This window comes from Lyngbya sp. CCY1209, from assembly GCF_035615495.1.
Taxonomy (GTDB): domain Bacteria; phylum Cyanobacteriota; class Cyanobacteriia; order Cyanobacteriales; family Microcoleaceae; genus Limnospira.
Genome location: NZ_JAJENU010000578.1, coordinates 1 through 8,572, shown reverse-complemented (window position 1 = coordinate 8,572; position 8,572 = coordinate 1). Strand labels below are relative to the sequence as shown.

Here is an 8,572-nt window from a genome sequence, read left to right as displayed (position 1 = left end):
ATCAATGTACCTATCCTGGGGGATAGTCAATTAGAACGCAACGAAAAATTTCAAGTCAAACTCAGCAACCCCACCAACGCCAAACTCAAGGATAAAGTCGGCATTGGCATTATCATTAATGATGATGAACCCCAACCGAAGATTTCCGTGAGCGACACCCAAATAGTCGAAGGTAACAAAGGCCGCAAAAATGCCAAATTTACCGTCACCCTCGACGCTCAAACCGATGAAACGGTTCAGGTTAACTACGCCACTGCTGACAAAACTGCCCAAGCCAACCGAGACTACAAACGAACCGAAGGCACTCTCACCTTTAAACCGGGGCAAACCCGCAAAACCATAACCGTCCCCATCCTGGGAGACAACAAAGTAGAGTCCGACGAAACCTTCAACCTCAACCTCAGCCAACCCCACAATGCACAACTCAAAGACCGTCGTGGCATCGGCACTATCCGCGATAACGACTTCGCAGAAATTGAAATAAAAAATACTCAAATAACGGAAGGGGATGACAGAAACAAACAAGCTAAATTCACGGTAACCCTGAATGAAAAAGTCAACGAAAGGGTACGAGTGAACTACGCCACTGCGGACGGAACGGCAAAAGCTGGGGAAGATTATCGGCGCACCCAAGGTCAACTCACCTTTAAACCGAACCAAGTTAAAAAGACCGTAATTGTTCCGATTTTTGGGGATACCCTAGATGAAGAGAAGGAGAAATTTACGGTCATACTCAGCCGACCTAAAAATGCGAAGCTGGGAGATCAACGCGCCATTGGTACGATCAAGGATAACGACGAGGGGGGTGACAAACCCGGCGATAGTTTCCAGACGGCAATAAATCTCGGCAAACTCACAAAGGAAGAAGTTATGGTTGACGAAATCGGTTTTACCGAGGCAGGCGATCGCGACACTAACCACTTCTACCGCTTCCGAACCAATAAGGAAGGCACTTTTGTATTAACCCTCGACGATTTATTCAAAGATGCCAACGTCGATTTATATGGTAGTGACGAAGAGTTGATCGCTCAATCCAAAAACGACGGCACCAAACGAGAACGCATCGAAACTGTATTAGACCCTGGCAGCTACTACGTCCGGGTTTATCCTCAAGGGAGCGATCGCACCCCTTACCGTCTCAGCGTCGATTTGATTTAGGCGACTGACACTCGACTGTTATCGTTTGGGGAATCTGTTCTAAAGCCGCCTCGACGACCTCCACACCGGCGCCGTCCCGGTGGGCGTTTTCGCTGAGATATCGCTTCCAGGCTTTGGTGCCCGGCTGTCCGGCGAACAGTTGCAGGATGTGGCGGGTGATGCTGTTGAGGCGCCCGCCGCGACTCGTCCAGTCTTCGATGTAGGGAAGCATCCGTTCGACGACTTGATGGCGGGTGGGGGGGGTGGTGATTTCGCCGTAGATTTCGCGATCGCACCCCGCAAATAAATAAGGATTGTCGTAAGCCGCCCGACCGATCATCACGGCATCGACTTTTTCGAGCTGTTGTTTGACCTGTTCTAGGGTGGTGAAACCGCCGTTTATTTCGATGATTAAATGGGGAAATTCTTGTTTCAGGCGATAGACGTCTTCGTAGCGGAGGGGGGGGACGTTGCGGTTTTCCTTGGGGCTCAGGCCTTGCAACCAGGCTTTGCGGGCGTGCACGGTGAACCGCCGACATCCGGTTTCGGAGACGATGCGGACGAATGAGGCCATGTCTTCATAGCGATCGCGATCGTCGATGCCGATGCGGTGCTTGACGGTGACGGGGAGGGCGGTGGCGTCTTGCATGGCTGCGATCGCGTCGGCAACCCGCCGGGGTTCGGCCATCAAACAGGCGCCGAAGTTGCCGCTTTGGACTCGGGAACTGGGACAGCCGACGTTCAAGTTAATTTCATCGTAGCCCCATTCTTCGGCGACTTTGGCACAGATCGCCAGGTCTTTGGGGGAGTCTCCGCCGACTTGCAAAGCGAGGGGTTTTTCTGCCGGCGAAAAGCCGAGTAATTTTTCGCGATCGCCGTGTAAAATTGCCGCACTTGTCACCATTTCGGTGTACAGTAGGGGGCGGCGGGCGATCTGTCGCATGAAGTACCGAAAATGGCGATCGGTGCGATCCATCATCGGGGCGACGCTGAGGGGATGAACTCCGCATTCTCGAAGGGTTGGCGTTACAGTCTGGGCGATCGCACGCATGGCAAAAACTCGATATTGCACCGACAACAAACGACTGTTTCAGTTTAACAAATTTTGTGGATAGTTGGGGATTGCAAATTGAAAATGCTGGAACCGGGAACACTGTGGACGAGAATTCAAGACCAAACTCAAAAGGCGTTGGACTGCGGAGCCCTGCAGCCCATCGAAACGACTTATGAGGTGGTGGAAGAGGCGGAGATTTCGTTTTTGGTTCGTATTCTTGCCAACCTCCGACGCAAGGATAAAGCCCAGAAAGAAGAGGGACAGAAAAAATCTCAGACTGGAAAAGATTTCGACCCGTTTTTGCCCTACGATCCGGATGTGTTTGTCGCGGATTTTTCGGAAACCCATGTCGGGTTACTTAATAAGTTTAATGTGGTGGATAATCACCTGTTAATCGTGACGCGGGAGTTTGAAGAACAGGACAGTTTGTTGACGATCGCGGATTTTGAGGCGATGTGGATCGCCCTGCGGGAAATTGACGGTTTGGCGTTCTACAATGGGGGGCGAGATGCGGGGGCGAGTCAGCGTCACAAACACCTGCAACTGGTGCCCTTTCCCTTAATTCCCAATGGGTTAAATGTCCCGATCGAACCGGCGATCGCGTCGGCAATATTTTCCGATGAAATTGGCACGATTCCTCAGTTTGAGTTTGAACACGGTTTGCTCCGCTTTCCCACTGACCAAATAACCGCTCCGAAGGAAGCTGCAAAAGGGAGTCTGGACGGGTATTTGAAATTATTGGAAGTTTTGGATATCGGCTTTGATTCGGCGGGAAATCCAGCCCGCCCCTACAATTTTTTGGCGACCCGAAATTGGATGTTGATCGTGTCGCGATCGCGCGAAAAGTTTGAACAGATATCGGTCAATTCTTTGGGGTTTGCGGGAGCGCTTTTGGTTCGTAATTCCGAACAAATGGAACGGCTGAAACAACATCGACCTTTAAATCTTTTAAAATCCGTTGCTTGCCCCCGCAAATTATCACCATCAAGCGACGGGAATCGCCTGTTTGATGCGTTTGATAAATGACAGGGGCATTCCCGCCACCCACTTTTCCCGGATCGTCCCGTCTTCCACGATAACGGCCGTGGGGAGGGTGTCGATGCCGAGGCGATCGTACTGGGAGGTTTCGAGGGCGACGACGGAAAAATTGAGGTCGTAACTATCGACAAAATACCGCAATTCGTCGTAGGATGTGAAGGCGACGACCCCCACGACATCGGGCAGTTCCGGGCAGGCGTGGACGATTTTTAGCACCTGCAGCCAGTCTTTGCACTGGGGACATCTGGGACTCATAAAAACGACCAATTTCGATCCCGAACTGAAGTCCAAATTAAAGTGTTCTCCCAGCCATTCATCTTGCCAGGGGCGGTGGGCTTGGATGGGGGCTAAGTCGATGGGGGGGTAGCCGTGGCGATCGAGGTAGGCGAGGGAACCGGAAGCGGCGGCATAACCGGTTACAAAGGCAGCAAAAACGGCCATCCACGGCCACAAAACGCCCGGTTTTTCTGGACTAAAAAATAGACTCAAACTCAGCAGAATAATGTAGAATACATTTAAGATAATACTTTGAGTTGGTGTCACTTCGAGCCAGCCGTTGTAGCAGCCGCAGCTTTCGGTTCTGCCGGTGGATGTACTCCAGTAGGTCAAACCCGAAAGAGCGACCAATAAAACGATACTGAAGGGGATGATAATCGCGGGGGTCGCATTGAAAATGAGGGCGGTTCCCAGGGCACATTCGAGGGCGGTAACTGTCAGGGTGACGGGTTGGATAAAGCGGGAATTTAAGATTCGCAACTGGGCGATATGTTGGGCGAATTTCCACGGTTCGATCGCCTTGGCGAGTCCGGTCAGGAGAAACACGCTCCCGACCAAAATTCTGCCGAAAGTTGGCAAGATTGGGGATATCATAATTTCGTGAGTCTGGAATTGGGGGTCGGGGGGTGATGCCGTCCGCGATCGCGGATCGAAGCGGAGATGGGGGGAAACGGCGGATCGGGGGCGATCGCATTTTCCCGGCTTCCGCAAGAATGTGACAAAACTTTGCATTTTCTCGGCTGTCTCCCCCAGCAATTATGATATCATTGATTATTCTCAATGGTAAATTCTCCTCAGTTCTCAGGGGCGGACTGGGGCGATCGCGCCATCCGTTTTCGCGGAAAAGGGGTCAAATCTGCCCAAATTTTCCGGGTTGATGGGGGCGATCGCGCCGTTTTACCCTTGTCGATCCGTCGATTTTTAAATGCAATTTCCTCACCAACATTCGGGGTATCGGAGCCGGGGAGAAATCAATTCTAAATCTCAACTGATTAAAACGTTGTCGTTAAAAATTAAAACTATAGAAAAGTGGGAACTCGACTTAAAAATTTACCGGTGACTCGGGTCGTAGATGGCGACACCATCAAAGTCTTACTCAACGGCCGGCGAGAATTTCTGCGATTGCATTGTGTGGACACGGAAGAATCCTTTGCCAACGGTTCAAAACCGGTAACGCAGACGGGGATTGCGTCCTCGGAAATGGCGAAGCGATATTTTACGGAACCGGACGGAAAATTGACGACAGTAGATGTCGAATTTGATAGCGACGACCCCCTCGACGTTTGCTTGGATAAATACCGCGACACCCACGGGCGTTTGATTTGCTACGTCCACAAAGGAGATGAAAATTATAATATCCGACTCATCGAAGATGGGTGGAGTCCCTACTATATTAAATACGGGCGATCGCAACTTTATCACCGGCAAATGATGGAGGCGGAAAGTCTCGCCCAAGCCAATCACCGCCTGATTTGGCATCCGATTCCCCACCACGGGAAACCCTTTCGTAATTACGAATTGTTGGCGGCTTGGTGGGCTTTACGAGATGGAATCATCCAGGATTATCGCTGTCACGGAATGCTGGCGGGGGCGCTTTCCGTCCGCTTCAATTATCCCGAAATCTTGGCGGCTGCGACGGTGGAAGGATGGGTGACAGTGTTTTGCGATTTGCAGGATGGAATTACCAAGTGGATTGGCAACGGAGCCTTAATTCATACCGGGTCGAAAGACCATATTTTAAAGTTGTGGATTCCCGAGGCAAAACACGACGAAAATGCGCCGATCGTGCAACTGATTAATCGGCGATATTCTGGACTCGGGCGGGGATACGTTTATGTGAGTGGCAAGGTTGTCATGTATCGAGACAAACCTGAAATTACCCTGACGCTCATCCAGCAATTATCCGATTTTTGTCCGACGGCTGAAGAGTTGGCGGAACTGATCGAACAGTCTCGTCAACAGGAAGCGGCTAAAGTTGCGGCTCAAGTGGAGTCGGGAACTTAGCAAGGTCGAGATCTGGAAATTTTTTTGGGGCCCTCTCCATCGCCAAAAATGCGGTACAATTAAACCCGAATCAGTGCAGTTTAAAAGGGATCGAAATGCCGGCAGATTTACCAGCGGGATTTCCGCAACCCACCCCCGTCGGCGCGATCGAGGTCAAACAGTACCCCAATTATCGCGCCGTCACCTATCACCATAAGGGAGATTTGACCCAAGCCACCCGCAGGGCGTTCAATCCCCTTTTTCAACATATCAGCAGCAATAATATCGCCATGACGACCCCTGTGGAGGCGCGATATTTGCAGGAAAATGACGGGGGAGAAACGTCCCGGGCGGATGTCTCTTTTCTCTATTCTCAACCCGAAATCAATCCCGAAAACGTCGATTCCGATGTGGCGGTGACGGATACGCCTCCCATGACGGTGGTCAGTATCGGGATTCAGGGGGCCTACACCTGGGAAAGTTACGAGACGAATTTACGGCGGATTCAAAACTGGTTGAAACAGCATCCGGAATATGAGGTTTTGGGTTCGCCCCGGCGGTTATTTTACAATTCTCCCATGACTCCGGAAGCCGTCAAATATAGCGAGGTACAAATTCCTGTCCGGCGGCGGAGTTGAGTCGAGAATTCAATTGAGTTCGGTGGAATATCCAAGCCGCTATTGTCAATTCTTAATTTGACATGGGTAAATTTCGGGTGCGTTTCCCGATGTTCTATCAGATCAGGTTATTGAGTCGCACAAACTCCTCAATCATCTGAATATGATTTGAGCTATAAGAAAAGGGAATTGATGCCCAAGCGGTGTTGATATCCGACCCGTTTTTTTCCGAGCATTCAACCGGATTTAATATTGCTAATTGCATGACCGAGATGATGAATCGTGGGCGAAACACCCTAAAAAATAATCAATTCTCAATTGTTGATTTGAGGGCTTCCAATTCCAAACATTCGCCCAACCACTCCCGGGCGCCGTCGCTGATTTCGGAGGCGTTTAAAGGGTGGGGAAATTCATCCAAAGCGATCGCCCGTTCCGAGACATTTACTTCCCAACCCGTGGTTTCATTTCCGAACACCGGATGAGCGTAGGTGATATCCCGAATTTGGGTCTGTGGGGGGTTGACAACGCCTTCAAAACAAGAGCCGTTATCCGAATTTTGCGTGTAGACCAAACCGCGAACTTCGTTGTTGCCGGTGGTCGTAAAAACGATGTATTCCGCCCCTATTTGCGTGGGAGATTCCACCGTGCCCCGAAATCGAAGTTCCGAGGGTTCTGGGGCGGCGTAAGCGGGGATGGAAACGGTTCCAACCCAGAAGCCGATCGCGATCCGGCGGGCGATTTTCCAAAATTCCATAACCCGATCCTTTCTGAACGACACCCCCAACTACAAAGGGAGATGTGTCAATTCCAGAAAAGTTTTTAAATTGGTCGGATCGCTAGTCCTGAATCACCACCAAACTCCCCGTATAGCAAGCCACCCAAACCTGTCGGGTTTTGGGGTCGTAAGTAATTCCGATCGGGTTCAAATCGACCTCAACTGTATCGACGATTTCCATATCTTCCGCCCGGACTTTGCTGACGGTGTGGGAGTAATAATTGACCACATATAGGAAGCGATCGTCGTCGGAAAGAACCATGCTGCGGGGGGCCGCTCCCGTGAAAATTTTGCGAATTATCGCCCCCGTTTCGGCATCAATTTTGGCAACGTGATCGTCGCCGTTGAGGGTGACGTAGAGGTATTTTCCGGCTGAATCCAGGACGAGGTGGCGGGGATACAAGCCGACGTCGTAAATCCAACTTAAGGAATAATCCCGCAGGTTAATTTTGGCGATATCGGAGGTTCCCATCACAGCGATATAGGCGGTTTCGGAGTCGGGGGCGATCGCGATCCCCCGGGGAAATCGGCCGACGAAAATACGCTGAATTTCTTGCTGGGTTTCGGTGTCGATGATGCTGATATCGCCGGAGCACCAGTTACTCACCACCACCCGTTTGCCGTCGGGAGACACCGCCAAAAATTTGGGAACCGACCCCACTCGAATCGCGTCTGCGACGGTCAAACTTTCGGTATCGACGCGGTAGAGAAAGCTGCGATCGAATTGATTCGAGGGCAAACAGGTATCGTAGCCCGGATTTTTGAATTCTGGGCCGAACATTTGATAGTTGGAAATATAGGCGGATTTTCCGTCCGGGGACATGGCTGCTTCCACCGGGGCTCCCTTGTATTTTTCGGCTTGAAAGTCCGGATAGCCTAACTTTGCCAAATTGACTCCATCTTTGATGGTTTTGACGGGTTTGAATTGGCGATCGTAGACGGCGATGGAATGTTCGTACATCATATTCTGCACGAAAAACAGACCCGAATCCGAATAAACGACGGATTTGGGTGTCAGGTCGCCCTCTATTTTTTTGATAATTTTAAATTGACCCGGTCTGATATTTTGGGCTGCAATTATTGCTTTTTCATTGGCGGTTTTAGACGGCGATTTTTCGGGATTTTGATTCGCTTTCAAAGACTTTTTGAGTTCGGATTGCGTATTGATGTCGGCAATACCGTCCGCGTTCAAACCCGCATCACTTTGGAATTGCGCGATCGCCTCCCGCGTCAACAAGCCGTAATATCCGGTGGGCGGACTTTGCAAATAACCCGTTTTTTGCAATAATTTTTGCAGGGAAATCACCCCCGAACCGCGATCGCCCCGTTTCAACACCTGAAATCCTGAGTCCGCCACCGCAAATCGAATCGCGGTTAAAGTGGCGATCGCCAGAGAAACGGACGCTAAAATGATATATTTTCCCGATTTTTCAATCCCGGTGAACCGCAAATTTTGAAATTTGTTCATTCCTCTCCTGACACCACACCGTAAGTTTGACTGACACAGAGATTGATTTAACTCAGTAACGGTAACACGGCTATCCCATTGGTGACAAGCTGGAAGCTTGTTCTACGCGGTTATAGCAGTAAGTTCTCAGCTTTCAGCGGTCAGCTTTTCGCCTCCCCCTTTTTAAGGGGGACGGGAGGGGGCTCAATTCGCCTCCCCCTTTTTAAGGGGGACGGGAGGGGGCT

8 protein-coding genes are annotated in these 8,572 nt (G+C 50.7%); 4 read left to right on the top strand and 4 right to left on the bottom strand.

Annotation, left to right across the window (positions count from 1 at the left end):
* Positions 1-1,158: Calx-beta domain-containing protein (locus tag LKE08_RS20705; RefSeq protein ID WP_324706151.1), on the top strand; the 1,158-nt coding region annotated here is incomplete at its 5' end.
* Here LKE08_RS20705 and dusA read toward each other — a convergent pair.
* Positions 1,139-2,188, bottom strand: a complete 1,050-nt coding sequence (gene dusA, locus LKE08_RS20700; protein WP_324706150.1) for a tRNA dihydrouridine(20/20a) synthase DusA — start codon at positions 2,186-2,188, stop codon at positions 1,139-1,141. The two genes, LKE08_RS20705 and dusA, sit on opposite strands and share 20 nt — an antisense overlap.
* 84 nt (positions 2,189-2,272) lie before the next feature.
* Here dusA and LKE08_RS20695 point away from each other — a divergent pair, with 84 nt between their 5' ends.
* Positions 2,273-3,217 carry a phosphorylase gene (locus tag LKE08_RS20695; RefSeq protein ID WP_324706149.1) on the top strand — a complete coding sequence of 315 codons (945 nt, stop codon included), beginning with the start codon at positions 2,273-2,275 and terminating at the stop codon, positions 3,215-3,217.
* Here LKE08_RS20695 and LKE08_RS20690 read toward each other — a convergent pair.
* Complete coding sequence (locus tag LKE08_RS20690) at positions 3,176-4,237, bottom strand: MauE/DoxX family redox-associated membrane protein (protein WP_324706148.1); 1,062 nt, start codon at positions 4,235-4,237, stop codon at positions 3,176-3,178. The two genes, LKE08_RS20695 and LKE08_RS20690, sit on opposite strands and share 42 nt — an antisense overlap.
* A gap of 297 nt (positions 4,238-4,534) precedes the next feature.
* Between LKE08_RS20690 and LKE08_RS20685 the strand changes: the two genes are divergently transcribed.
* A complete protein-coding gene (locus tag LKE08_RS20685; RefSeq protein WP_324706147.1) occupies positions 4,535-5,509 on the top strand; it encodes a thermonuclease family protein in 975 nt (324 codons plus the stop codon).
* Positions 5,510-5,604: 95 nt separating this feature from the next.
* Entirely contained in the window at positions 5,605-6,126 is a 522-nt protein-coding gene (locus LKE08_RS20680) for a heme-binding protein (protein WP_324706146.1), read from the top strand.
* A 286-nt stretch (positions 6,127-6,412) separates the two neighbouring features.
* Here LKE08_RS20680 and LKE08_RS20675 read toward each other — a convergent pair whose 3' ends face one another.
* Complete coding sequence (locus LKE08_RS20675) at positions 6,413-6,859, bottom strand: hypothetical protein (RefSeq protein ID WP_324706145.1); 447 nt, start codon at positions 6,857-6,859, stop codon at positions 6,413-6,415.
* Between the two features lie 82 nt (positions 6,860-6,941).
* Positions 6,942-8,348 carry a peptidoglycan-binding protein gene (locus LKE08_RS20670; protein WP_324706144.1) on the bottom strand — a complete coding sequence of 469 codons (1,407 nt, stop codon included), beginning with the start codon at positions 8,346-8,348 and terminating at the stop codon, positions 6,942-6,944.
* Between the last annotated feature and the right edge of the window lie 224 nt (positions 8,349-8,572).

Bases quoted from the DNA above. Each gene is read 5' to 3' on its own strand.
- LKE08_RS20690 (WP_324706148.1), bottom strand. From the start codon at position 4,237: ATGCAAAGTTTTGTCACATTCTTGCGGAAGCCGGGAAAATGCGATCGC.
- LKE08_RS20670 (WP_324706144.1), bottom strand. From the start codon at position 8,348: ATGAACAAATTTCAAAATTTGCGGTTCACCGGGATTGAAAAATCGGGA.
- LKE08_RS20695 (WP_324706149.1), top strand. From the start codon at position 2,273: ATGCTGGAACCGGGAACACTGTGGACGAGAATTCAAGACCAAACTCAA.
- LKE08_RS20680 (WP_324706146.1), top strand. From the start codon at position 5,605: ATGCCGGCAGATTTACCAGCGGGATTTCCGCAACCCACCCCCGTCGGC.
- LKE08_RS20675 (WP_324706145.1), bottom strand. From the start codon at position 6,859: ATGGAATTTTGGAAAATCGCCCGCCGGATCGCGATCGGCTTCTGGGTT.
- dusA (WP_324706150.1), bottom strand. From the start codon at position 2,188: ATGCGTGCGATCGCCCAGACTGTAACGCCAACCCTTCGAGAATGCGGA.